At 43.7% G+C, this 22,732-nt stretch carries 23 protein-coding genes; 7 read left to right on the top strand and 16 right to left on the bottom strand.

Features of this window, described 5'->3' with window-relative positions:
• Window positions 1–85 precede the first annotated feature (85 nt).
• From larA to HMPREF2832_RS09565, 5 genes are all read left to right on the top strand, one after another.
• Window positions 86–1,360: a nickel-dependent lactate racemase gene (larA, locus tag HMPREF2832_RS09585; RefSeq protein ID WP_049497126.1), complete on the top strand. Its 1,275-nt coding sequence runs from the start codon at window positions 86–88 to the stop codon at window positions 1,358–1,360.
• Window positions 1,361–1,368: 8 nt separating this feature from the next.
• Window positions 1,369–2,136, top strand: coding sequence for a nickel pincer cofactor biosynthesis protein LarB (larB, locus tag HMPREF2832_RS09580; RefSeq protein ID WP_049497124.1), 768 nt, complete (start codon window positions 1,369–1,371; stop codon window positions 2,134–2,136).
• Window positions 2,136–3,551: a nickel pincer cofactor biosynthesis protein LarC gene (gene larC / locus HMPREF2832_RS09575; RefSeq protein WP_083306351.1), complete on the top strand. Its 1,416-nt coding sequence runs from the start codon at window positions 2,136–2,138 to the stop codon at window positions 3,549–3,551. Before larB ends, larC begins: the two co-directional genes overlap by 1 nt.
• Window positions 3,552–3,571: 20 nt before the next feature.
• On the top strand, window positions 3,572–4,285 hold the full coding sequence (gene larD / locus HMPREF2832_RS09570) for a D/L-lactic acid transporter LarD (protein WP_024056458.1): 714 nt from the start codon (window positions 3,572–3,574) through the stop codon (window positions 4,283–4,285).
• Window positions 4,286–4,423: 138 nt separating this feature from the next.
• A complete protein-coding gene (locus HMPREF2832_RS09565; RefSeq protein WP_049497119.1) occupies window positions 4,424–5,596 on the top strand; it encodes an aminoacetone oxidase in 1,173 nt (390 codons plus the stop codon).
• A 321-nt stretch (window positions 5,597–5,917) separates the two neighbouring features.
• Here HMPREF2832_RS09565 and HMPREF2832_RS09560 read toward each other — a convergent pair whose 3' ends face one another.
• From HMPREF2832_RS09560 to tsaB, 6 genes are all read right to left on the bottom strand, one after another.
• Window positions 5,918–6,580: a hypothetical protein gene (locus HMPREF2832_RS09560; protein WP_049497117.1), complete on the bottom strand. Its 663-nt coding sequence runs from the start codon at window positions 6,578–6,580 to the stop codon at window positions 5,918–5,920.
• A gap of 102 nt (window positions 6,581–6,682) precedes the next feature.
• On the bottom strand, window positions 6,683–7,009 hold the full coding sequence (locus HMPREF2832_RS09555; protein ID WP_186823076.1) for an AzlD domain-containing protein: 327 nt from the start codon (window positions 7,007–7,009) through the stop codon (window positions 6,683–6,685).
• Window positions 6,996–7,691 (bottom strand): AzlC family ABC transporter permease, encoded by a 696-nt coding sequence (locus tag HMPREF2832_RS09550; protein WP_070507035.1) that lies wholly within the window; start codon window positions 7,689–7,691, stop codon window positions 6,996–6,998. The genes HMPREF2832_RS09555 and HMPREF2832_RS09550 overlap by 14 nt, the downstream gene beginning before the upstream one ends.
• A 218-nt stretch (window positions 7,692–7,909) precedes the next feature.
• Window positions 7,910–8,920, bottom strand: a complete 1,011-nt coding sequence (gene tsaD, locus HMPREF2832_RS09545; RefSeq protein WP_070507032.1) for a tRNA (adenosine(37)-N6)-threonylcarbamoyltransferase complex transferase subunit TsaD — start codon at window positions 8,918–8,920, stop codon at window positions 7,910–7,912.
• Complete coding sequence (gene rimI, locus HMPREF2832_RS09540) at window positions 8,910–9,347, bottom strand: ribosomal protein S18-alanine N-acetyltransferase (protein WP_070507029.1); 438 nt, start codon at window positions 9,345–9,347, stop codon at window positions 8,910–8,912. The genes tsaD and rimI overlap by 11 nt, the downstream gene beginning before the upstream one ends.
• The gene (tsaB, locus tag HMPREF2832_RS09535) at window positions 9,344–10,027 is read right to left on the bottom strand and encodes a tRNA (adenosine(37)-N6)-threonylcarbamoyltransferase complex dimerization subunit type 1 TsaB (RefSeq protein ID WP_070507026.1); all 684 of its coding nucleotides are present in this window, start codon (window positions 10,025–10,027) and stop codon (window positions 9,344–9,346) included. Before tsaB ends, rimI begins: the two co-directional genes overlap by 4 nt.
• 292 nt (window positions 10,028–10,319) lie before the next feature.
• Here tsaB and HMPREF2832_RS09530 point away from each other — a divergent pair, with 292 nt between their 5' ends.
• Together HMPREF2832_RS09530 and rnjA are read left to right on the top strand one after the other, a co-directional pair.
• Window positions 10,320–10,550 (top strand): DNA-directed RNA polymerase subunit epsilon, encoded by a 231-nt coding sequence (locus HMPREF2832_RS09530; protein ID WP_003008866.1) that lies wholly within the window; start codon window positions 10,320–10,322, stop codon window positions 10,548–10,550.
• Window positions 10,551–10,553: 3 nt separating this feature from the next.
• Window positions 10,554–12,236 carry a ribonuclease J1 gene (rnjA, locus tag HMPREF2832_RS09525; RefSeq protein ID WP_070507023.1) on the top strand — a complete coding sequence of 561 codons (1,683 nt, stop codon included), beginning with the start codon at window positions 10,554–10,556 and terminating at the stop codon, window positions 12,234–12,236.
• Between the two features lie 252 nt (window positions 12,237–12,488).
• Here the strand turns inward: rnjA and glnA are convergent, their stop codons facing one another.
• The 10 genes from glnA to purR all read right to left on the bottom strand — a co-directional run bounded on the left by glnA (window position 12,489) and on the right by purR (window position 22,716).
• Window positions 12,489–13,835, bottom strand: coding sequence for a type I glutamate--ammonia ligase (gene glnA, locus HMPREF2832_RS09520; protein WP_003008870.1), 1,347 nt, complete (start codon window positions 13,833–13,835; stop codon window positions 12,489–12,491).
• 39 nt (window positions 13,836–13,874) lie between these two features.
• On the bottom strand, window positions 13,875–14,234 hold the full coding sequence (locus tag HMPREF2832_RS09515) for a MerR family transcriptional regulator (RefSeq protein WP_003008872.1): 360 nt from the start codon (window positions 14,232–14,234) through the stop codon (window positions 13,875–13,877).
• Window positions 14,235–14,301: 67 nt separating this feature from the next.
• A complete protein-coding gene (locus HMPREF2832_RS09510) occupies window positions 14,302–14,835 on the bottom strand; it encodes an FUSC family protein (protein ID WP_003008874.1) in 534 nt (177 codons plus the stop codon).
• Between the two features lie 267 nt (window positions 14,836–15,102).
• A complete protein-coding gene (locus HMPREF2832_RS09505; RefSeq protein WP_003015928.1) occupies window positions 15,103–16,302 on the bottom strand; it encodes a phosphoglycerate kinase in 1,200 nt (399 codons plus the stop codon).
• A 178-nt stretch (window positions 16,303–16,480) separates the two neighbouring features.
• A complete protein-coding gene (gene gap, locus HMPREF2832_RS09500) occupies window positions 16,481–17,491 on the bottom strand; it encodes a type I glyceraldehyde-3-phosphate dehydrogenase (RefSeq protein WP_023919220.1) in 1,011 nt (336 codons plus the stop codon).
• A gap of 271 nt (window positions 17,492–17,762) precedes the next feature.
• Entirely contained in the window at window positions 17,763–19,844 is a 2,082-nt protein-coding gene (gene fusA / locus HMPREF2832_RS09495) for an elongation factor G (protein WP_003003071.1), read from the bottom strand.
• Window positions 19,845–20,231: 387 nt separating this feature from the next.
• Window positions 20,232–20,702 (bottom strand): 30S ribosomal protein S7, encoded by a 471-nt coding sequence (gene rpsG / locus HMPREF2832_RS09490; protein ID WP_003003105.1) that lies wholly within the window; start codon window positions 20,700–20,702, stop codon window positions 20,232–20,234.
• A gap of 19 nt (window positions 20,703–20,721) precedes the next feature.
• Window positions 20,722–21,135, bottom strand: a complete 414-nt coding sequence (gene rpsL / locus HMPREF2832_RS09485; protein ID WP_003003125.1) for a 30S ribosomal protein S12 — start codon at window positions 21,133–21,135, stop codon at window positions 20,722–20,724.
• 205 nt (window positions 21,136–21,340) lie between these two features.
• Entirely contained in the window at window positions 21,341–21,877 is a 537-nt protein-coding gene (locus tag HMPREF2832_RS09480; RefSeq protein ID WP_049497105.1) for a hypothetical protein, read from the bottom strand.
• Window positions 21,878–21,900: 23 nt separating this feature from the next.
• Window positions 21,901–22,716, bottom strand: coding sequence for a pur operon repressor (gene purR / locus HMPREF2832_RS09475; RefSeq protein ID WP_037599408.1), 816 nt, complete (start codon window positions 22,714–22,716; stop codon window positions 21,901–21,903).
• Window positions 22,717–22,732: the final 16 nt, after the last annotated feature.

Raw genomic sequence — 22,732 nt, 5'->3', positions numbered from 1 at the left:
CATTTGTTGACAACAAATGGCACACACCTCTTTTAAAAAAGAATTATACTATAAGTATCAGTATTAATAAAGGAGATCGCAAATAATGGTAGAAATTAAATTACCGTACGACAAAAAGACGATTGTTGCAAAGATTCCAGATGAAAACTTTGCTGGTTTGTTAGAGTCAAAAGCGGAAAACTTCCATAACCCACTGTCTGAAGAAGAAACTGTTGAACGTTCAATGGATAACCCTATCGGCAGCCCTACTTTGGAAGAACTTGCTAAAGGCAAAAAAGACATCGTGTTGATCAGTTCTGACCACACTCGTCCCGTTCCTTCTCACATCATCACTCCAATCATTTTGCGTCGTATTCGCTCAGTTAACCCTGATGCACGCGTGCGTATCTTGGTTGCTACTGGTTTCCACCGTCCTTCAACTCGTGAAGAATTGATCAACAAATACGGCCAAGAAATCGTTGACAATGAAGAAATCGTTATGCACATTTCAACAAACGACGACGACATGGTTAAAATCGGTCAACTTCCTTCAGGTGGTGATTGTATCATCAACAAAATCGCTGCTGAAGCTGACTTGTTGATAGCAGAAGGATTCATCGAATCTCACTTCTTCGCTGGATTCTCAGGTGGACGTAAATCAGTCCTTCCAGGTATCGCATCATACAAAACTATCATGGCGAACCACTCAGGTGACTTCATCAATTCTGATAAGGCACGTACTGGTAACCTTGACCACAACCCAATCCACGAAGATATGCTTTACGCTGCTCGTACTGCAAACTTGGCCTTCATCGTCAACGTTGTATTGGACGGCGAAAAACACATCATCGGATCTTTCGCTGGGGACATGGTTGAAGCCCACAAAGTTGGTTGTGACTTCGTTGCAGACTTGGCACATGTGTCTAAGATCGAAAGCGACATCACAATTTCAACAAACGGTGGTTTCCCACTTGACCAAAATATCTACCAAGCTGTTAAAGGGATGACTGCAGCCGAAGCTTCTAACAAAGAAGGCGGAACAATCATCATGGTGGCTGGATGTGCAGATGGTCACGGTGGAGAAGGTTTCTATCGCAACCTTGCTGACGTAGAAGATCCAAAAGAATTCTTGGAACAAGCCATCAATACACCTCGTTTAGAGACTGTCCCAGACCAATGGACTTCTCAAATCTTGGCACGTATTTTGGTACACCACCATGTTATCTTTGTATCTGACCTTGTAGATCCTGAATTGATCACAGGTATGCATATGGAACTTGCAACTTCATTTGACGAAGCGCTTGAAAAAGCCTTTGCTCGTGAAGGAAAAGATGCTAAAGTAGCAGTTATCCGCGACGGACTTTCTGTCGTTGTTGAATAGAATCAAACATGGATTTTCAACCCAATCTAGAACAGACACTCCGTTCTTTGCAAGCAGGCCATCTCTCAGTTGAGGATGCGCTGGAGCAAATCAACGGGGTTAAAGAACTAGGGTATGCAGCAATTGATACTGACCGGCAACGTCGCAACGGCTTCCCTGAAGTCGTATACGGCGAAGGAAAGACAGTTGAGCAAATGGAAGGAATCCTGCAATTTCTTTCACAAAAAGAATTGCCGATCCTCACAACAAGAGTCTCTCTCCAAAAGGGAGAGGCTCTTTCTCAGCGCTTTCCGACTGGCCACTATTATCCAGAAGCCCGCTGCTTCGTTCTCAACTCTAAAAAGGAAGAAGCCGATCCTGAACACTACATTGCGGTCGTCACAGCAGGGACAAGTGATGTTCCTGTTGCAGAAGAAGCTGCAGTCACTGCAGAAACCTTTGGCCATTCGGTTCGCCGAATCTATGATGTGGGAGTCGCCGGCATCCATCGCCTCTTCAATCGCTTAGAAGAGATCCAAAAAGCCAGTGTGATCATCGTGATTGCCGGTATGGAAGGAGCTCTTGTCAGTGTCGTAGGAGGCCTTGTGGATGTCCCCGTTATTGCCGTTCCGACCAGCATTGGATACGGAAGCAACCTTCAAGGGCTAACAACCTTGATGAGTATGTTGACCTCTTGCGCTTCTGGTGTAACGGTCGTCAACATTGATAACGGATTTGGTGCAGCTTATTCAGCATGTATGATCAATCGACTCAACCACAATCGAAAGGAAAACTGATGACCAGTCTATTTTTAGAACCTTTTTCTGGAATAAGTGGCGATATGCTCAATGGTCTTCTTGTGGACCTTGGGGCAGATGTCGACCTTCTTCACACAAAACTCGAGAAACTGGGAGTGGATGGTTTCCACCTCCACGTTCATCGCGTCGCAAAAAGCGCAATTTGGGGAACTGATTTCGATGTTCACCTTCACCACGGGGAGAAAGATACGGGGATTGAAGGTGATTTTGATCACGATCACGATCACGATCACGATCACGAACATCATCACGATCACGAACACCATCACGATCATGAACATCATCATGATCATGAACATCATCATGATAACGAACATCATCATGATCACGAACATCATCATGATCACGAACACCATCATGATCACGAACATCATCACGATCATGAACACCATCATCACCATTCCCACGCGGATGCTCGCAGTTATGCGGATATCCACGATTTGATTGCCGCTTCACAGTTGAGTCCTTTTGTGAAAGAAAAAAGTCTTGAAGTCTTTCTTGATATCGCAAAGGCCGAAGCAGCTGTGCATAACATGCCTGTCGAACAGATTCATTTCCATGAAATTGGTGCAATTGACTCCATTGTCGACATCGTTAGCTTTTTCATCCTAGTGGAATCGCTCGGTATCGATACAGTTTACTCTACTCCTCTCACTGAGGGAAGTGGGACCATTTCAGTTGCCCATGGAGAAATGCCTGTTCCGGTTCCCGCTGTGATGCAGTTGAGAAAAGGAACGACTATTCCGATTACTCAAGACTTCACAGTTAAAACGGAGTTGATTACTCCGACAGGGTTAGCCCTCCTTAAAGCATTGTCACCAATCTTTGAACCAATCCCCTCTCACCTTTCCATCGAAAGTGTGGGATATGGATTTGGTAAAAGAGAGACTGGAAAATTCAATGCTTTACGTGGTTCGCTATTGAAAGAAGACACCTCTCACAGCACCACTGTTGTTCATCGCACGGAAGATCAAATTATTGAGATCACCACTACGATCGATGATCAAACACCAGAGCAACTTGGTTATATTATCCACCGTTTCCTGGACGCTGGAGCTTTAGATGTCTACTATCGTAGCGTCGTTATGAAAAAGAATCGCCCTGGCTTTGAATTGATTCTCTTGATTCAAGGAAGTCAGTTGGAAGATTTTTCAGCCCTCTTGTTCAAAGAAACCAGTACCATTGGTTTTCGATACCAACAAGTCGACCGAAAGGTCATGCAACGTCGATTTGAACAAATCGATACGGAATTTGGACCCGTTACGGTAAAAATTAACCAGTACGGATCTACCACTAAAAAAACACTTGAATACGAAGACTGTCAGCGTATTGCTACGGAGATGCAGTTGCCGATTCAAGAAGTTTATCACCAATTACAAAAATACATTTATTAATTTAGGAGACATTAATTAACATGACACATCAATTACTTGCAGAAGTTATGAGTACAGCTTTGATGATTATCTTCGGGGTTGGCGTACACTGTGACGACGTTTTGAAGAAAACAAAATATGCTGGAACTGGACACTTATTCGCGATCACTACATGGGCATTCGGTATCACTGTCTGCTTGTTCGTCTTTGGCGGCGTTTCAATGAACCCTGCTATGGCTTTGTTGAAAGTCCTTCTTGGTAAATTGACAATCGCTCAATTCTTCCCAATTGCAATCGCTGAAATGATCGGTGCCTTCCTTGGAGCTTTGATTGCTTACTTTATGTATGCTGATCACTTCAAGATTTCTGAAGGTCAAATTGATGGTGTTGCTATCCGTAACATCTTCTCAACTAACCCTAACTGCCGTAACCTTCCACGTAACTACTTCGTCGAAGCGTTCGCAACATTTATCTTCTTGACATCTATCATGGCTGCTGAACACGCCAACGAAGCAATGCTTCCATTCACTGTTGGTTTGATCGTTTGGGCTATCGGTATGGGTCTTGGTGGTACTACAGGTTTCGCGATGAACCAAGCGCGTGACCTTGGACCTCGTTTCGCTTACCAAATCTTGCCAATCAAAGATAAAGTAAACAACGACTGGCAATATGGTCTTCTTGTACCAGGTACTGCTCCATTTGTTGGTGCTGTCCTTGCCTTCTTCTTCATCCGTTACTTCCTTGGAATCATGTAATAAGTTGATCGAAGAATCATTCAAAAGCAAGCATCGAAAGATGCTTGTTTTTTTGATTCCTTCATTTTCCGAAGCCGTCCATAAAATGATATAATGGACAAAGCAAATCATGAAAGAAACAAAAGAAGGAAGAACGACATGACTCATTTTCACACCATTGTCATCGGCGGTGGCCCAGCAGGTATGATGGCGACCATTGCCAGCGCCTCTTATGGCCAACCTACGCTACTGATCGAAAAAAATAAAAAGCTGGGTAAGAAACTTGCAGGTACCGGAGGGGGGCGCTGTAATGTCACAAACAACGGGACCTTAGACGATTTGATGGCCGGTATCCCTGGAAATGGCCGTTTCCTTTACAGTGTGTTTTCCCAATTTGATAATCATGATATCATCCAATTTTTTACCGATAATGGCGTCAAGTTAAAAGTCGAAGACCATGGCCGGGTCTTTCCTGTTAGTGATCAATCTCGCACCATTATTCAAGCCTTAGAAAATAAGATTCTTGAGCTTAGTGCTAGCATTGCCACCAACTGTGAAGTGGTCTCTGTCACCAAGCCAGAAGACGTCTTCATCGTCAAATCAGCTGAAAACACTTGGACAGCTGATAAGCTGATCGTTACGACTGGAGGCAAATCCTACCCTTCTACCGGCTCTACTGGCTACGGACACGAAATTGCCCGCCACTTTAAACACACCATCACCGATCTCGAAGCGGCAGAAAGTCCTCTTTTGACAGATTTTCCACACAAGGCCCTCCAAGGCATCTCTCTGACAGATGTGACCCTCAGCTACGGCAAACACATCATCACACACGACCTTCTCTTTACACATTTCGGTCTTTCTGGCCCTGCAGCCCTTCGGATGTCCAGCTTTGTTAAAGGCGGGGAAATCTTATCTCTAGACCTCCTTCCGACCACTTCTTCCCAAGAGTTAAAAGACTTTCTAGAAGAGCATCGAGAAAAGGCCATTAAAAATAGCCTCAAAGCCCTGCTTCCTGAACGATTAGCTGATTTCTTGGCGCAAGGATTCCCTGAAAAAGCCAAGCAACTCACTCCTAATCAGACAGAAGAGCTCATCCAAAAGATCAAAGAGATGCCTATCCCCGTCACTGGGAAGATGTCTCTAGCCAAATCCTTTGTGACCAAGGGTGGCGTCAGCCTCAAAGAAATCAATCCGAAAACTCTGGAGAGTAAGCTAGTTCCTGGACTCCACTTTGCAGGAGAAGTCCTCGATATCAATGCCCATACAGGCGGTTTTAATATCACATCCGCCCTCTGCACCGGTTGGGTAGCAGGGAGCCCTCATTACTAAAAAACGAACTCGATTTTCGAGCTAGTTTTAGAATGATGACCAACTATTTTAAAGTAAAATAAGTTAAGTAATTCTACAAAGAAATATAAATGTGGTCCAATTCTTAGGATGAATTAAGAAAATACCAAAACTTTCCGCTGTGAGAAAAGTGCCTGAAATGTTATTGTTTCAGGCACTCGGAATTATTGAGACCTTAGGCTCAATAATTAGTCATGGAACTTCGAAGAAGTTCGCTGACGTCCGTACTCACCTAAGGAAAGTTTTTAAAATGACTTTGTCTTCAATCTGAAACGAACTCGATTTTCCATCGAGTTCGTCTTTTTATTGTTCTTTGGTTAATGAAAAACGGAAATCATTGTATTTGGTGTAGTCAAATTCTGTATTGACAGGCGCTGTGAAAACAATCGGGGTATAATGGCCTTCTTCTAAGACAAAACCTGGCTCCAGTCGGAAGTTGGCTACACCTAGCCCTGTGATCCCAGGAAGCAAGGCATCAGCTCCATCCAATCCTTCTGACTCCCAATAGTATATATTGCCTGTTGCTTTTACTGCTCTTGCTGTATAGGTCGCTGTCCGAGTCGGTTCGCTATCATTTTTGAAGCTAACAACTGTTGTCACATCTCCATTGGCGTCCACTGTCATTTTAATCGCATCTGCTTGTGGGCTAGATCCTACCCAAGTTCCCACCAATTCTGCAGGGACAGTAGCTTGCGTCGTAGTAGACGCATTCTCAGTCTTACCAGAGTCTTTTGAAGCTGTCGCGCTACTTGCTTGAGTCGAAGAGCTAGCTGTATTGTTTGCCTGAGAGGAAGATGCTGCACTCTTTTTACTATTACTTTTAGCTTTTTTCTCTACCTTGCTGGTAGAAGCTTTTGCGGATGAGGAAGCTGTCTTTTTATCCTTTGCACCACAACCACCGAGAGCTAGACCAAGTGAAGCAGCCACCAGAACAGCGGCGCTCCAACGGAAGATTGATTTTTTCATAAGATCACCTCTTTATCTTTCTGACTCCCATTATACTCCAATTGTTACAAAAATCAAGTTTTTTTGTAACAATTGTAATTTTTTTGTAACATATTTTTCTATTTAAAACACCAATCGTAATAGGGCGATCAAGACAATTCCAAACAAAACGGTTCCCATAAGGTTTTTGTAACGAAAGGCTACAAAGAGACTGGGAATGGTCACTACTATGTCCAACCAGTGGAGCTGCGGGAGACTTCCAATTTTTCCATCTACTAAGCTTGATAAAACCAAGGCAAAGATAATGGAAATAGGCAGGTATTTGAGAAAGCGGGTTACAGGAGCCGGCAGTCCCTTGAATTTGACTAATAGGAAGGGCAAGATCCGAGGAATCCAGGTAACGAGGGCTGAGGCCAGAATGGCCATGAAGATATAACTATTCACGCGCATCACAGACCACCCCCACAAAACAGCCGATCAAGGTCGCAGCTAGCACTGCTAGCGGTTGCGAAACAAAAAAGAGTAAGAGAAAGAAACTCACTGCTACTGCTAATAGCACCAAGAGCATGGTCTTGGTCTTTTCTGTCAGTTGCATTCCTTGAAACTGGGCTGCAAAAATCCCAATAAACATAGCCACTAAAGCAAAATCAAGTCCAAAAGCCTTTGGATCAGGTAGGAGAGACCCTAGAGCTGTTCCGATAACCGTCGCACTGATCCAGGCCACATAGCCTACTAGATTGTTCCCATGCATCCAAGGAACTGTAATCCGATCGGTCTTTAGCTTCTCACTCAAATAGACCCCATAACTCTCATCGGTCAGGAGGCTTCCAATCCCGATGGTATGAGCGAGACCAGCATCCTTAAAGTCAGACGACGTATGCAGACTCATCAACATATTACGGAGATTGATCAAACACACCGTCAAGGCCATATTCAATATCGAAGAATGAGCCGCAATCAGAGAGATCATCGCAAACTGGGCCGCCCCAGCATAGACCAATACACTCATCAAGGCCATCTCCAAAGGAGAAAAATAGGGAGACGCCACCACACCACAAGCAAGGCCAATACTGATATAGCCCAAAGCCGTCGGTAGCGCGTCCCTCACCCCCTGCCAAAAATCTTTTTCCACTCTCTCACTCCTTTCTGAATCATTAACCTCTATTATAACACAAGAAAAAAGGTTGAAAAAGGACCAATGAGAGAGAAAGCTTTATTATCCCTTCCCTCACCAATCTTTCATTCCTTCTATCATACCGAATTTTCTTTCGACTCGCAAATCCGCTACTAGTTGGTGAGATCCTAGCAAAAAAGCCATTGGACCTTGCACATCCAATTGGCTCCTTTTTCTTATTCAATTCCTTCAAAGGCTAGGCTTGGTTTGGCATTGAGGTCCCAACCTGCGAAGTTTTCTTTGTTCCATTCGCTGACGCTGGCATAGGCGATCATCCCTGCATTGTCCCCGCAGAGACGAAGAGGCGGAATGATGACCTTAACATCTGTGATGTCAGAAGCCAAGCGTTCACGAAGACCTTGGTTGGCTGCGACCCCACCAGCGACGACTAGAGTCTTGACTGGATATTTCTCCAAAGCCTTCTTGGTCTTGGCCATGAGAATGTCTAATACGGCTGCCTGAAAGCTTGCAGACAAGTCTGCATTGGAGAGACTTTCACCTTTTTGCTCGGCATTATGGTGCAGATTGATAAAGGCTGATTTGAGCCCTGAAAAAGAGAATTCCAGATTGTCTTCCTTGATCATGGCCCGAGGGAAATCGTAGATATCAGCCCCTTGGTGGGCCAGCTGATCAATCTCACGTCCTGCTGGATAGGTCAAGCCCATGACGCGCCCGACCTTGTCATAAGCCTCTCCGACAGCATCATCACGGGTCTCTCCGACGATCTTATAATCACCAGCTTCACTGACGTAGACTAGTTCTGTATGTCCTCCACTCACCAGCAAGGCCAAAAGTGGAAATTCTAAGGGCTCGACGCTTTGAGCGGCCATCAAGTGCCCTGCCATATGATTGACAGGAATCAAAGGGAGTCCGTGCGCCCAGGCAAAGGCCTTGGCTGCTGCTAGGCCTACCAAGAGAGCTCCAACCAGGCCTGGACCGTAGGTGACAGCTACAGCTGTGACATCGGCTTCTGTGATGCCAGCTTCTTCCAGGGCTTCTTCAATACAAGCGGTGATGACTTCCACATGGTGACGAGAGGCTACCTCAGGCACCACCCCACCAAAACGCTTGTGACTTTCGATTTGACTGGCAATGACATTGGACAAGAGTTGGTCGTCATTTTTCAAGACAGCCACGCTGGTCTCATCACAAGATGTCTCAAAAGCCAAAATATATCTATCTTTCATTCGGGTTCCTCTTCATAATCACAGCATCCTCTATGGGATCGTGATAGTAGTTTTTCCTCCGTGCAATTTCTTCAAAGTGCATTTTTTTATATAGGCCTTGGGCCGGTTGATTGGACACGCGCACTTCTAAGAAAATCTCTTTTTGGTCCGGCAACTGCGCGAGTAACTGCTGAGCTAGGCCTTGGCCTTGAAAGGCGAGCTTGACCGCAATCTGTAGGACCTCTGCTTCATAGAGAGTCTCTTGAATGGCGACAAATCCAAGGACTTGCCTCTCATCCACAGCTAGGAAATAGAAGATCGATTCCTGCTCTAAATCAGCTTCAATCTGCTCCAACTTCCAGAGACTAGCTTCATAGACATCTTCCATCACAGCGAGAATGGCGGCCGCATCCTGGCTGCTCCCTTTCCTGATTGTTCCTTTCATCATAGGCGCTTGATGTAAGAGGTCGTTGTTTCCGTGTGGTCTTTGAGCCAATTTTCCTCTGCTTCGACCCGTTTGAGATAATGAGGGACAAAATCATGGAGGCTAGCAGGCGCTTGTTTGAGACCGAGACGTCCGATTTTCACTGCATCTGGCAAGGTTTCATAGTAAGCAGCACTTGGCAGGTTAGAGGCAATCTGCTCCTTAAAGGCCGTGACTTCTCCGACAAAGGTGACCTGCTCACTCGTCGCTGCACGCTCTAGGACTTCCTCAAATGGAAAATGCCCTTCTGGTGTGACCAGCTGATCATTTTGGTAAAAACCTGCATAAACGTTGTTCCGACGGGCATCCATGACAGGCACTACCAAACCTTCTAGATCATCTGGCACTAGGGCTAAGAGGCTCGAAACCCCGACCAATTCAATCCCTAAAGTATGAGCCAAGGTCTTTGCGGTTGCGACCGCAATGCGCAGTCCAGTGTAACTCCCAGGACCTTCTGCCACCACGATGCGGTCCAAGTCCTTGGGTGTCAAGTCAATTTGTTGCATCAAAAAATCGATGACCGGCATCAAGGTGATACTATGATTTTTTTTAATAGTTAATGTTGTTTCTGCAAGTAGAGTCTCATCTTCTAAAATCGCTACAGAAAGAGCCTTACTCGAGGTATCAAATGCTAATAATTTCATTTCCCACTCCTCTTGAACTGGATTATATTATACTACAAATTCCCTTCAAATCCCAGCGAAACTCTCCCTTAGAGCGCAGGATTTTCATATCCAAAACCGCTCAAAAGCTTCTCTATTATAGCCCTTTGCCTCTCTGATTTTTCCAGTCTATCTTTTACTTACAGGCAAATTTATGATATAATGATAATTAATTGTATCGAATCAGGTCCACTAGTTGCGAGTAGGAAACTCTAGTGATTGCACTCCTTCGTAGCTAACAAATAGACCGAAATAATGAAAGGAAAATTACTTCATGATTTACAAAGTTTTTTATCAGGAAACAAAAGACCGCAACCCTCGTCGTGAAACCACGCATGCACTTTATCTCGATATTGATGCACCAAATGAACGCGAAGGACGCATCCAAGCTCGTCAATTGGTTGAAGCAAACACAGATTTCAACATTGAATTTATCACACCACTTTCTGAGCAACACCTTGCTTACGAGAAAGAGTCAGGTGCTTTTGAACTAACGGAGTACTAATCCATGGCTTATACCTTAAAACCTGAAGAAGTTGGTGTATTTGCCATTGGTGGACTTGGAGAAATCGGAAAAAATACCTACGGGATCGAATACCAAGATGAAATCATCATTGTCGATGCCGGGATCAAATTTCCAGAAGATGACCTCCTTGGGATCGACTATGTAATCCCAGAATACTCTTATATCGTTGACAATATCGATCGCGTCAAAGCGGTCCTCATTACCCACGGACACGAAGACCACATCGGTGGGATTCCTTTCCTTTTGAAGCAAGCCAATGTCCCTATCTACGCTGGACCTTTGGCACTTGCCTTGATCCGTGGAAAATTAGAAGAGCACGGTCTTCTTCGTGATGCCAAACTCTACGAAATCAACCAAAACACTGAGCTTCAATTTAAAAATCTTAAAGCAACCTTCTTCCGTACGACTCACTCGATTCCAGAACCTTTAGGGATTGTGATTCACACCCCTCAAGGAAAGATTGTCTGTACCGGAGACTTCAAATTTGACTTCACACCTGTTGGAGAACCGGCTGACCTCCATCGTATGGCGGCCCTTGGTGAAGAAGGCGTTCTCTGTCTGCTTTCAGACTCAACCAACGCGGAAATCCCAACCTTTACTAACTCTGAAAAAGTGGTTGGCCAATCCATCATGAAGATCATCGAAGGCATCCATGGGCGCATCATTTTTGCCTCCTTTGCTTCGAATATCTTCCGTCTCCAACAAGCTGCTGAGGCCGCTGTTAAGACCGGTCGTAAGATCGTCGTCTTTGGACGCTCGATGGAAAAAGCCATCGTCAATGGAATCGAACTTGGCTATATCAAGGTCCCTGCTGGAACCATTATCGAGCCAAATGAGATCAAAGACTATGCGGCCAATGAAATCCTGATCATGTGTACAGGAAGCCAAGGAGAGCCAATGGCAGCCCTCTCTCGGATTGCCAACGGAACGCACCGCCAAGTACAACTCCAACCAGGAGATACCGTGATCTTCTCTTCTAGTCCGATTCCTGGTAATACAACCAGTGTGAATAAATTGATCAATACTATTTCAGAAGCGGGTGTCGATGTCATCCACGGGAAGATCAACAACATCCATACTTCTGGACACGGGGGGCAACAAGAACAAAAACTTATGCTCCGCTTGATCAAACCAAAATACTTCATGCCTGTCCATGGTGAATACCGGATGCAGAAGATCCACGCAGGACTTGCGCGTGATTGCGGAGTTGAAAAAGACAATATCTTCATCATGAGTAATGGTGATGTCCTCGCTCTAACAGCCAACTCTGCTCGGATCGCAGGAAGCTTCAATGCTCAAGATATCTATGTCGATGGAAACCGCATCGGTGAAATCGGGGCTGCTGTCCTTCGTGACCGGAGAGACCTTTCTGAAGACGGTGTCGTGCTTGCCGTTGCGACTGTCGACTTCAAATCGAAGATGATCCTGGCTGGACCAGACATCTTGAGCCGTGGTTTTATCTACATGCGTGAATCAGGAGATCTGATCCGTGAAAGCCAACGCATTCTCTTCAACGCTATTCGTATCGCCTTGAAGAACAAAGATGCCAATATCCAAACTGTCAATGGTGCGATTGTCAATGCTCTTCGCCCATTCTTATACGAGAGCACGGAACGTGAACCTATCATTATCCCAATGATTCTCACACCAGATGACGAAAATTAACAAAACAACCAGTTGAGACCTCTGTTTCAACTGGTTTTATAGTGACTTTTTGAGGATCAAAAAGAGAGGGGGACAGAAATCGGTAATTCGTTAGAATTCGATTTCTTTGTCCCGCCTCCGCACAGTTGAGTAGGGCTGTAAAAGCTGATGAAATCAGCGTAGTAGAGCCCACTCAAGCACTGCGTCTTGCTCGACAATCCAAAAATAATTGAGAGGTTAGGACTTTTGTCCTAGCCTCTTTACTCTTGTTTCTTAATAAAGATCTAAATAGTTATCTACTTCCCATTGAGATACGAAGGTCGCATAGCTTGCCCATTCGATTCGTTTGGCTTCAAGGAAGCTGGTGTAGATGTGCTCACCCAAGGCAGCTTTCACCACTTCGTCTTCTGTCAAGGCTTTCAAGGCATTGTGAAGGGTAGAAGGGAGATCTGTAATTCCAGCTGCTCTACGTTCTTCCGGTGTCATCACATAGATATTTTCTTCGATCGGAGCAGGTGCTTCGATTTTATTTTCAATCCCGTGAAGCCCAACTTCAAGCAAGACTGCCAAGGCTACATAAGGATTGGCCATTGGGTCTACGGAGCGCAATTCCAAACGAGTTCCCATACCACGTGATGCTGGCACACGTACCAATGGGGAACGGTTGCGACCTGCCCAAGCGATATAAACGGGAGCTTCATATCCAGGAACCAAACGTTTATAAGAGTTGACAGTCGGGTTGGTCACGGCTGTAAAGTTGTAGGCATGCTTGATCAAACCACCCAAGAAGTGATAAGCTGTTTCTGACAATTGCATTCCACGTGGATCTTCCGGATCAAAGAAGGCATTGTTGCCATCCTGGTCAAAGAGAGACATATTACAGTGCATACCTGATCCGGCAATTCCAAATTTTGGTTTGGCCATAAAGGTTGCATACAAGCCGTGTTTACGAGCGATAGTTTTCACGACAAGTTTAAAGATTTGGATCTTGTCACAAGCGCGGAGAACTTCGTCATATTTGAAGTCAATTTCATGCTGACCAACAGCTACTTCGTGGTGGCTGGCTTCAACTTCAAAGCCCATCTTGGTCAAGACATTGACGATTTCACGACGAGTGTTATCTGCAAGGTCTGTTGGAGCCAAGTCAAAATAGCCACCTTTGTCGTTTACTTCAAGAGTTGGATCTCCATTTTCGTCCAACTTGAAGAGGAAGAATTCCGGTTCTGGTCCAAGGTTAAAGGATTTGAATCCAAGTTCTTCCATATGACGAAGGGCACGTTTCAAGTTGCCACGTGGGTCTCCTGCAAATGGTTCTCCTTCTGTCGTATAGACGTCACAGATCAAGCCAGCTACGCTACCATTTTCATCTCCCCAAGGGAAGACTGTCCATGTATCCAAATCTGGGTAAAGATACATATCTGACTCGTTGATACGGACAAATCCTTCGATAGAAGAACCATCAAACATGGCTTTGTTTGAAAGAACCTTGTCCAGTTGCTCATCGGTAGCTGGAATTTCGACGTTCTTCATAGTTCCCAAAATATCAGAGAACATCAAGCGAATAAAAGTAACATTTTTTTCTTTTACTTCACGGCGAATATCTGCAGCAGTAATTGACATTTTTGTCTCCTTAAAATAGATTACAAGCTTATGAAATGATCAACGAAATTGACCATATGGCGATGGGGAAGATGTGAAGCGACTTTGCTGAAGAATGTCACGATGAAGAGCCTTACGGATCTCTTCTTGACTGACAACCTTGGTTTGCTCTTGCTCTTTTTCCGCATATTTCTTCTTAATATCCGCAATATTGAAGCCATCTGAGATATAATCTTTGATCTCAAGCAGGCGGTCCATATCGTCCAACGAATACATGCGGCGATTGCCTTCTGTCCGATCAGGAGAAATCAATCCCTGATCTTCATAATAACGAATCTGGCGAGCTGTCAAGTCGGTCAGCTTCATAACACTTCCAATCGGAAAGACTGCCAGCGAGCGTCGTAATTCCTTTTCCTTCATACCATTCCTCTTTCTATTCTATTATATCGAAAAAAAAATCTATGTCAAGATTAAATGTTATATAATCTTACATAGGTTTTTTGTGTTTCTTGAGAAAATCGCGAATGCGATCCACATCCGAATTGACCAAAATCGCAACGAAAACGCCAATAAAGGTCTCAAATATTCGGGCAAAAACATACAAGAAGGTTTCTCCGTTAGGAATCGAGAGGGTAATAATCAGCATTGCCGAAACTCCTCCGATAATTCCTGCTTTGTTATTCATAGCGACATTTGTCATAATGGTTAACATGGTCGCAATGGGTACAAAAATCAGAGTCACCCAATACGCCCCATGAAAGAGCGTTTTTAAAAGGAAGAACAATACAGCATAAAAACCTCCGATACTGTTGCCCATGACACGCGAAGCCCCGAAGTGGACACTCTTATCAAAGTCTTCCCTCAAACTAAAAACAGCTGTCAAAGTCCCGATCTGAAGGCCTCGCCAGCCAAATATTCCAAAAATAAGTAGTACAATAAAAACGGCAATCCCTGTTTTAAAGGTTCTCATCCCCAAACGGAATTTGGACCAATCAAATTTGTGTCGTTTAAAGTAATCCATGGTCACCTATCTTTCTATTTCTATTATTCTACCATATTTTCAGAAAGGAGAGAACAGATATCAATAGAAAGAAAAAAGAGAGGGGGACAGAAATCGGTAATTCGTTAGAATTCGATTTCTTTGTCCCGCCTCCGCACAGTTGAGTAGGGCTGTAAAAGCTGATGAAATCAGCGTAGTAGAGCCCACTCAACCACTGCGTCTTGATCGATAATCCAAGACAATTGAGAGGCTAGGACTTTTGTCCCAGCCTCTTTCATTCTATTTAGATTATTTGTCTGTAAGAGCAGCCAATCCTGGAAGTTCTTTACCTTCAAGGAGTTCCATAGATGCACCACCACCAGTAGAGATCCATGAGAATTTGTCTGCACGGCCAAGGTTGATCGCAGCAGCAGCTGAGTCACCACCACCGATGATTGATTTAACGCCTGGTTGTTTCACGATAGCGTCCATTACACCGATTGTACCAGCTTGGAAGTCAGGGTTTTCAAATACACCCATAGGTCCGTTCCATACAACTGTTTTCGCACCAGTCAATTCTTGGTCGAATTTAGCGATTGATTTAGGACCGATATCAAGACCAAGGAATCCTGGATCTACTGCTTCACCTTCAGTGTCTTTCACTTCAGTGTAGTCAGCAAATGCGTTCGCTTCTTTTGAGTCAACTGGCAAGATCAATTTGCCGTTTGATTTTTCAAGAAGAGCTTTCGCCACATCCAATTTATCTTCTTCTACAAGTGAGTTACCGATTTCGATACCTTGTGCTTTGTAGAATGTGTAAGTCATCCCACCACCGATAAGAACTTTATCAGCTTTTTCAAGCAAGTTTTCGATAACACCGATCTTGTCAGATACTTTAGATCCACCAAGGATAGCTACGAATGGACGTTCTGGAGCTTCAACTGCTTCTTTGATGTAAGCAATTTCATTTTCAAGAAGGAATCCAGCAACAGCTTTATCAACGTTTGCAGAGATACCAACGTTAGATGCGTGTGCACGGTGAGCAGTACCAAATGCATCGTTTACGAAGACACCATCTCCAAGTGATGCCCAGTATTTACCAAGTTCAGGATCGTTTTTAGATTCTTTCTTGCCATCAACATCTTCGAAACGAGTGTTTTCAACCAAGAGAACTTGTCCATCTTCAAGAGCGTTAACAGCAGCTTCCAATTCAGCACCACGTGTAACACCTGGGATAAATTTAACTTCTTGACCCAATTTAGCAGCCAAGTCAGCAGCTACAGGAGCAAGTGATTTACCTTCTTTATCTGCTTCTTCTTTTACACGTCCAAGGTGAGAGAAGAGGATTGCACGTCCACCTTGTTCAAGGATGTACTTGATAGTTGGAAGAGCTGCAGTGATACGGTTATCGTTAGTGATCACGCCATCTTTTACAGGAACGTTGAAGTCAACACGAACGAGAACTTTTTTCCCTTTCAAGTCAACGTCTTTAACAGTTAATTTTGCCATTAGATATGACTCCTTCTTTTTTTAATACATGATAATTATATCACAAAAGCTGTAAAAGAGGTAGAAAAATTCGATGATTTCACCTCTTATTGAGCTGGATTCCCTATACTTTGCATGATTTGTATCTCCATAAGTACAAAAAAAGAGGAGGTTTCCCTCCTCTCATCATACGCATGAATTATTTAGCAATTTTTGCGAAGTATTCAAGAGTACGAACAAGTTGTGCAGTGTAAGACATTTCGTTGTCATACCATGAAACAACTTTAACCAATTGTTTACCGTCAACGTCAATAACTTTAGTTTGAGTTGCGTCAAACAATGATCCGTAAGACATACCTACAACGTCTGAAGAAACGATTGGATCTTCAGTGTAACCGTATGATTCGTTTGAAGCTGCTTTCATAGCTGCGTTCACTTCATCAACAGTAACGTTCTTGTCAAGAACAACTACCAATTCAGTAACTGATCCAGTTGGAACAGGAACACGTTGTGCAGCTCCGTCCAATTTACCGTTCAATTCAGGGATAACCAAACCGATTGCTTTAGCAGCACCAGTTGAGTTAGGAACGATGTTAGCAGCACCAGCGCGTGCACGACGAAGGTCACCTTTACGGTGTGGACCGTCAAGGATCATTTGGTCACCAGTGTAAGCGTGGATAGTAGTCATCAATCCTTCAACAACACCGAAGTTATCTTGAAGAGCTTTAGCCATTGGAGCCAAGCAGTTTGTGGTACATGAAGCACCTGAGATAACTGTTTCAGTACCATCAAGAATATCGTGGTTAGTGTTAAATACGACTGTTTTAACATCTGATCCACCAGGAGCAGTGATAACAACTTTCTTAGCACCACCAGCATGCAAGTGTTTTTCAGCAGCTGCTTTAGTAGCAAAGAAACCAGTTGCTTCAAGAACGATTTCTACACCGTCGTTAGCCCAGTCGATTTGTTCTGGATCGCGTTCAGCGGAAACTTTAATGAATTTACCGTTAACTTCGAATCCACCTTCTTTAACTTCCACAGTACCGTCGAAACGACCTTGAGTTGTATCGTATTTCAACAAGTGTGCAAGCATAACTGGATCTGTAAGGTCGTTGATGCGTGTAACTTCAACACCTTCTACGTTTTGGATACGACGGAAAGCAAGACGTCCGATACGACCGAAACCGTTAATACCAACTTTAACTACCATTCGTGATTTCCTCCTTATGAAAATCAAAAAATTTTTTTGTGAAAAGAGTAACTTGACACAGCGCCAAACATCTTTTAACAGTCTCTATTATATACTTTATTGCATTAAAAAGCAACTATTTCCCCACGAAAAGCAAGATTTATCATAGATCACTACCTCTTTTATTAAAGTTTTTCACAAAGTCCTGATCAGCACTTTTTTTTACTTGTACTCACTTTTGGAACAAAGAAAAACTCTTCCCGAATGGGAAGAGTTTTTCAGCTTTGGTAAATTAAGCTTCACCTTTAGCTTTTTTAATGATTTCTTCTTGTACTGATTTTGGTACATCTTCGTAGTGGTCAAATACCATCATGAAGGTACCACGTCCTTGAGTTGCAGAACGAAGGACAGTAGCGTAACCGAACATTTCAGCAAGTGGCACATAAGCACGAACGATTTGGCTTGCACCGTGTGCTTCCATACCATCTACACGTCCACGACGAGCAGTTACGTGACCCATAACATCCCCAAGGTTTTCTTCAGGAACTGTGATGGTTACAAGCATCATTGGTTCAAGGATAGCTGGTTGTGCAGTCTTAGCAGCTTCTTTAAGTGCAAGAGATGCAGCGATCTTGAAGGCAGTTTCAGATGAGTCGACATCGTGGTATGAACCATCGTAAAGCTTAGCTTTCACGTCAACCATCGGGTAACCAGCAAGAACACCGTTCGCCATAGATTCTTGAAGTCCTTTTTCTACTGCAGGGATGAATTCACGTGGAACCACACCACCGACGATCGCATTTTCGAACTCGAATCCTTTACCTTCTTCGTTTGGAGTAAATTCGATCCAAACATCACCAAACTGACCTTTACCACCAGATTGACGTTTGAAGAATCCACGTGCTTGTGTAGAAGCGCGGAATGTTTCACGGTAAGATACTTGAGGGGCACCAACGTTAGCTTCAACCTTGAATTCACGTTTCATACGGTCAACAAGGACATCCAAGTGCAACTCACCCATACCAGAGATAACTGTTTCACCAGTTTCAGGGTTTGTTTCAACGCGGAATGTTGGATCTTCTTCAGCCAATTTTTGAAGGGCGATACCCATCTTGTCTTGGTCTGCTTTAGATTTAGGCTCAACCATCAATTGGATAACTGGTTCTGGAACTTCGATTGATTCAAGGATGATTTTTGCTTTTTCATCTGTCAATGAGTCACCAGTTGTTGTATCTTTCAAACCAACGGCAGCAGCGATATCTCCAGAGTAAACTGTTTCGATTTCTTTACGAGTGTTGGCGTGCATTTGAAGGATACGTCCGATACGTTCACGTTTACCTTTAGAAGTGTTCAATACGTATGAACCTGAGTTCAAGACACCTGAATAAACACGGAAGAATGTCAAACGACCTACAAATGGGTCAGTCATGATCTTGAAGGCAAGAGCTGCAAATGGCTCTTCATCAGATGCTGGACGTTCTTCTTCTTCATCTGTATCTGGGTTTACACCCTTGATTGCAGGGATATCAAGTGGGCTTGGAAGGTAGTCAAGGACTGCATCCAACATCAATTGAACCCCTTTGTTCTTGAAGGCAGAACCACAAAGTACTGGGTAGAATTCAACGTTGATTGTTGCTTTACGGATACCAGCTTTCAATTCTTCGTTTGTGATTTCTTCCCCTTCAAGGTATTTCATCATCAAGTCTTCATCAGTTTCAGCAACTGCTTCAACCAATTTTTCACGGTATTCTTGAGCTTGTTCAAGGTATTCAGCTGGAATATCTTCTTCAAGGATATCTGTACCAAGGTCGTTCGTATAGATTTCAGCTTTCATCTTGATCAAGTCAATGATTCCGCGGAAGTCATCTTCAGCACCGATTGGCAATTGAATTGGGTGAGCGTTTGCTTGAAGACGGTCATGAAGTGTGCTTACTGAGTAAAGGAAGTCAGCACCGATTTTATCCATCTTGTTTGCGAATACGATACGTGGAACTCCGTATTCAGTTGCTTGACGCCAAACTGTTTCAGTTTGAGGCTCAACACCTGATTGTGAGTCAAGAACGGTTACAGCACCGTCCAAAACGCGGAGTGAACGTTGAACTTCGATAGTGAAGTCCACGTGTCCTGGTGTGTCGATGATGTTTACACGAGTGTCTTTCCATTGAGCTGTTGTAGCGGCAGATGTGATAGTGATACCACGTTCTTGCTCTTGCTCCATCCAGTCCATTTGTGACGCACCTTCGTGAGTTTCACCAATTTTGTGAATCTTACCAGTGTAGTAAAGGATACGCTCAGTTGTAGTTGTTTTACCAGCATCGACGTGAGCCATGATACCGATATTACGAGTTTTTTCAAGTGAAAATTCGCGTGCCATGAGGTTTGTTTCTCCTATATTTTTTATTTCTATATTCTATTATAACATGATTTAATAAAAACGGATAGGCAGGACCTACCCGTTCTCAGTGTTTTCATGCTATGTTTTGGTTCCAACTTATAAGAAGAGTTGAATTGAACCCGGGCTAAAGTTAGTTAGCCGATTTGAGCTCAATTGAACCTGGGGTAAAAGCTCAAGTTAACTGACTTGTGTTCATCGAACACTGCATCAGTTTCCTATTTTTGCCTTGGGCCTTTGCCGCTCTTAGTATCATAATTGAACCTGGGCTAAAAGCTCGGAAAATAGATAAGCCTTCCTAGAATCTTTGATTCTTCGTCAAGCTTCCTAATTTTCAGTCGCTTTTTTAACGCCCTTAATATCTTGATCTTACCAGCGGAAGTGTGCGAATGCACGGTTAGCTTCAGCCATACGGTGAGTATCTTCACGTTTCTTAACAGCTGCACCAGTGTTGTTCGCTGCATCCAAGATTTCTTTTGCAAGACGATCAACCATTGTGTGTTCACCACGTTGACGAGCGATTGTTACCAACCAACGAAGTCCAAGTGTTGTACGACGTTCTGGACGAACTTCAACTGGGACTTGGTAGTTAGAACCACCAACACGGCGAGCACGTACTTCAAGTACAGGCATGATGTTTTCCATAGCTGTTTCGAATACTTCAAGAGCATCGTTTCCAGTAGCTTCTTTAATTTGTTCGAAAGCTCCGTAAACGATTGAAGCAGCTGTACCACGTTTACCATCAAGCATAACGCGGTTGATAAGACGAGTAACTAATTGTGAATTGTAAAGCGGATCTGGCAATACATCGCGTTTAGGCGCACGGTTTTTACGACTCATTTTTCTTTATCCCCTTTCCTTATGCTTTTGGTTTTTTAGTACCGTATTTAGAACGGCCTTGTTTACGATCGTTTACACCTGCAGTATCAAGTGCTCCACGGACGATATGGTAACGTACCCCTGGAAGGTCTTTTACACGTCCACCACGAAGAAGAACCACGCTGTGTTCTTGCAAGTTGTGTCCGATACCTGGGATATAAGCAGTTACTTCGATCAAGTTGCTCAAACGTACACGAGCAAATTTACGAAGGGCTGAGTTAGGTTTTTTAGGTGTCATTGTTCCAACACGAGTTGCAACACCACGTTTTTGTGGTGAAGAAACGTTTGTTTGAACTTTTTTATGACTGTTGTAACCAACGTTCAAAGCTGGTGATTTAGATTTTTCTACTTTTGATTTACGCGGTTTGCGAACCAATTGGTTAATTGTAGGCATCTACATTCTCCTGTGAAATTTTTTATTTTTGGTGATGGTACACTTGGTGACAGCTACCATCTGTGTGTACTTTTGCAACATTTGTCAGCACGTCCCTGTACACTCTTGAGAGACCAAAAGTAAAAAGTACCGTCTATTATTATAACATGACGGCACTTTGATTGCAAGATGTTTTTTTATTTTTTAAAGAAGTCGAAAAAGTTCATTATTGACCAGCTTCAGCAGGTACTTCTGCCCCTGCATCTGCAGCCGGAGCATACTGTTGTTGCTGTTGTGGTTGAACTGTCGCATTGGCTCCAGCTACTCCAGCGTTGGCATTAGCGTCTGTTTGAGTCTGCTGTGTTGCCGTTGTGTCGCTCTCATAGGTCAGTCCATAATAGTTAGCGATGTATTGGATACGGGCCTCAAGCGATTGCTTTTGAGTCGCATCTTTGACTTTCTTCACAGCAGCCTGGGCAGCGTTCACAGAATCTTGACTTGGAGTTGTTTCCATTTGAACGACTGCTTTTTCAGCAGCTTCTGTATTTTTCTTTTCTTCCTTCTTTTCTTTTTCTTCCTTTGTTTCCTTTTTCACTGGAAGGGAACCTGTTTTTTTAGCAGGTTGAACTTCTGTCGTTACCTGGGCAGCCGTATTCTTTTTAACGGTATACAAGCCAGCTACCAAAATAAAGGATAGAGACAGAACTGTCACCAAGCGAATCCACAAAGGACTATTATCAAATCGATCTAAAATTCTTTTCACTTTTTGATCCTCCTTTGTTGCTCTTAATCAAAGATATTCCCAACTTCGACACTCAATTTATTTTCTTTTACATCGATGTTGGTCACGCGCAATAAGGATTTGTGTTCAAAGAATTCACGGTCGGTTGCAGCATTATCCGCAAAGACAGCTACTCCTGCTAATTCAGAATCAAATTCAGACAAGAGGCTGACCATCCCGTTAATCGTTCCGCCACCTTTAAGGAAGTCATCGACAATCAAGACCCGGCTTCCTGCTTTTAGGCTCCGTTTTGAAAGGAACATTTTCTCAATGCGATCCCCACTTGAGCCTGAAACATAGTTGACACTAACGGTTGACCCTTCTGTGATTTTCAAATCACGACGGACAATGACGAATGGAACATTCAAGACATTGGCCACTGCATTCGCTAAAGGAACTCCCTTGGTCGCTACGGTCATGACAGCATCAATCTTCTTATCTCGGAAGGCTTTGGCAATGATGCGTCCGATGCGATTCAAAATCTTCGGATTGCTCAAAAGATCAGACAGGTAAATGTAGCCACCAGGAAGGATACGATCACTTTCAGACAGTTGCTTGCAAAGATCCTCGACGATTTCTTTGGATTCTTGATCTGAAATAGACGGTGTAAAGATAACGCCTCCTCCAGCTCCTGTAATGGTCTCAATATTTCCGATTTCCATCTCTTCAAACGCACGCTTAATGATCACGATATCTTCTGAGATGGAAGACTTGGCAGACTCATACTTTTCCGCAAACGTATTGAGGCTAGTCAATTCATAGGGATGGTTGATCAAGTAATTAGAAATCACGACCATCCGTTCACTTCTTCTTAATTTCATTTTCTCACCATGTAGT

The sequence above is a fragment of the Streptococcus sp. HMSC073D05 genome, from assembly GCF_001812015.1.
Taxonomy (GTDB): domain Bacteria; phylum Bacillota; class Bacilli; order Lactobacillales; family Streptococcaceae; genus Streptococcus; species Streptococcus parasanguinis_D.
The sequence above is the reverse complement of the archived record's forward strand: the minus strand, read 5'-3'. Positions and strand labels throughout refer to the sequence as shown.

Bases quoted from the DNA above. Each gene is read 5' to 3' on its own strand.
- larC (WP_083306351.1), top strand. From the start codon at position 2,136: ATGACCAGTCTATTTTTAGAACCTTTTTCTGGAATAAGTGGCGATATG.
- HMPREF2832_RS09565 (WP_049497119.1), top strand. From the start codon at position 4,424: ATGACTCATTTTCACACCATTGTCATCGGCGGTGGCCCAGCAGGTATG.
- fusA (WP_003003071.1), bottom strand. From the start codon at position 19,844: ATGGCACGCGAATTTTCACTTGAAAAAACTCGTAATATCGGTATCATG.
- larB (WP_049497124.1), top strand. From the start codon at position 1,369: ATGGATTTTCAACCCAATCTAGAACAGACACTCCGTTCTTTGCAAGCA.
- HMPREF2832_RS09555 (WP_186823076.1), bottom strand. From the start codon at position 7,009: ATGCGCGTGAATAGTTATATCTTCATGGCCATTCTGGCCTCAGCCCTC.
- rpsL (WP_003003125.1), bottom strand. From the start codon at position 21,135: ATGCCTACAATTAACCAATTGGTTCGCAAACCGCGTAAATCAAAAGTA.
- HMPREF2832_RS09515 (WP_003008872.1), bottom strand. From the start codon at position 14,234: ATGAAGGAAAAGGAATTACGACGCTCGCTGGCAGTCTTTCCGATTGGA.
- larD (WP_024056458.1), top strand. From the start codon at position 3,572: ATGACACATCAATTACTTGCAGAAGTTATGAGTACAGCTTTGATGATT.
- glnA (WP_003008870.1), bottom strand. From the start codon at position 13,835: ATGTCAATTACTGCTGCAGATATTCGCCGTGAAGTAAAAGAAAAAAAT.
- purR (WP_037599408.1), bottom strand. From the start codon at position 22,716: ATGAAATTAAGAAGAAGTGAACGGATGGTCGTGATTTCTAATTACTTG.
- HMPREF2832_RS09530 (WP_003008866.1), top strand. From the start codon at position 10,320: ATGATTTACAAAGTTTTTTATCAGGAAACAAAAGACCGCAACCCTCGT.
- tsaB (WP_070507026.1), bottom strand. From the start codon at position 10,027: ATGAAATTATTAGCATTTGATACCTCGAGTAAGGCTCTTTCTGTAGCG.
- HMPREF2832_RS09505 (WP_003015928.1), bottom strand. From the start codon at position 16,302: ATGGCAAAATTAACTGTTAAAGACGTTGACTTGAAAGGGAAAAAAGTT.
- rimI (WP_070507029.1), bottom strand. From the start codon at position 9,347: ATGATGAAAGGAACAATCAGGAAAGGGAGCAGCCAGGATGCGGCCGCC.
- HMPREF2832_RS09560 (WP_049497117.1), bottom strand. From the start codon at position 6,580: ATGAAAAAATCAATCTTCCGTTGGAGCGCCGCTGTTCTGGTGGCTGCT.
- rpsG (WP_003003105.1), bottom strand. From the start codon at position 20,702: ATGAGTCGTAAAAACCGTGCGCCTAAACGCGATGTATTGCCAGATCCG.
- gap (WP_023919220.1), bottom strand. From the start codon at position 17,491: ATGGTAGTTAAAGTTGGTATTAACGGTTTCGGTCGTATCGGACGTCTT.
- rnjA (WP_070507023.1), top strand. From the start codon at position 10,554: ATGGCTTATACCTTAAAACCTGAAGAAGTTGGTGTATTTGCCATTGGT.
- larA (WP_049497126.1), top strand. From the start codon at position 86: ATGGTAGAAATTAAATTACCGTACGACAAAAAGACGATTGTTGCAAAG.
- HMPREF2832_RS09510 (WP_003008874.1), bottom strand. From the start codon at position 14,835: ATGGATTACTTTAAACGACACAAATTTGATTGGTCCAAATTCCGTTTG.
- tsaD (WP_070507032.1), bottom strand. From the start codon at position 8,920: ATGAAAGATAGATATATTTTGGCTTTTGAGACATCTTGTGATGAGACC.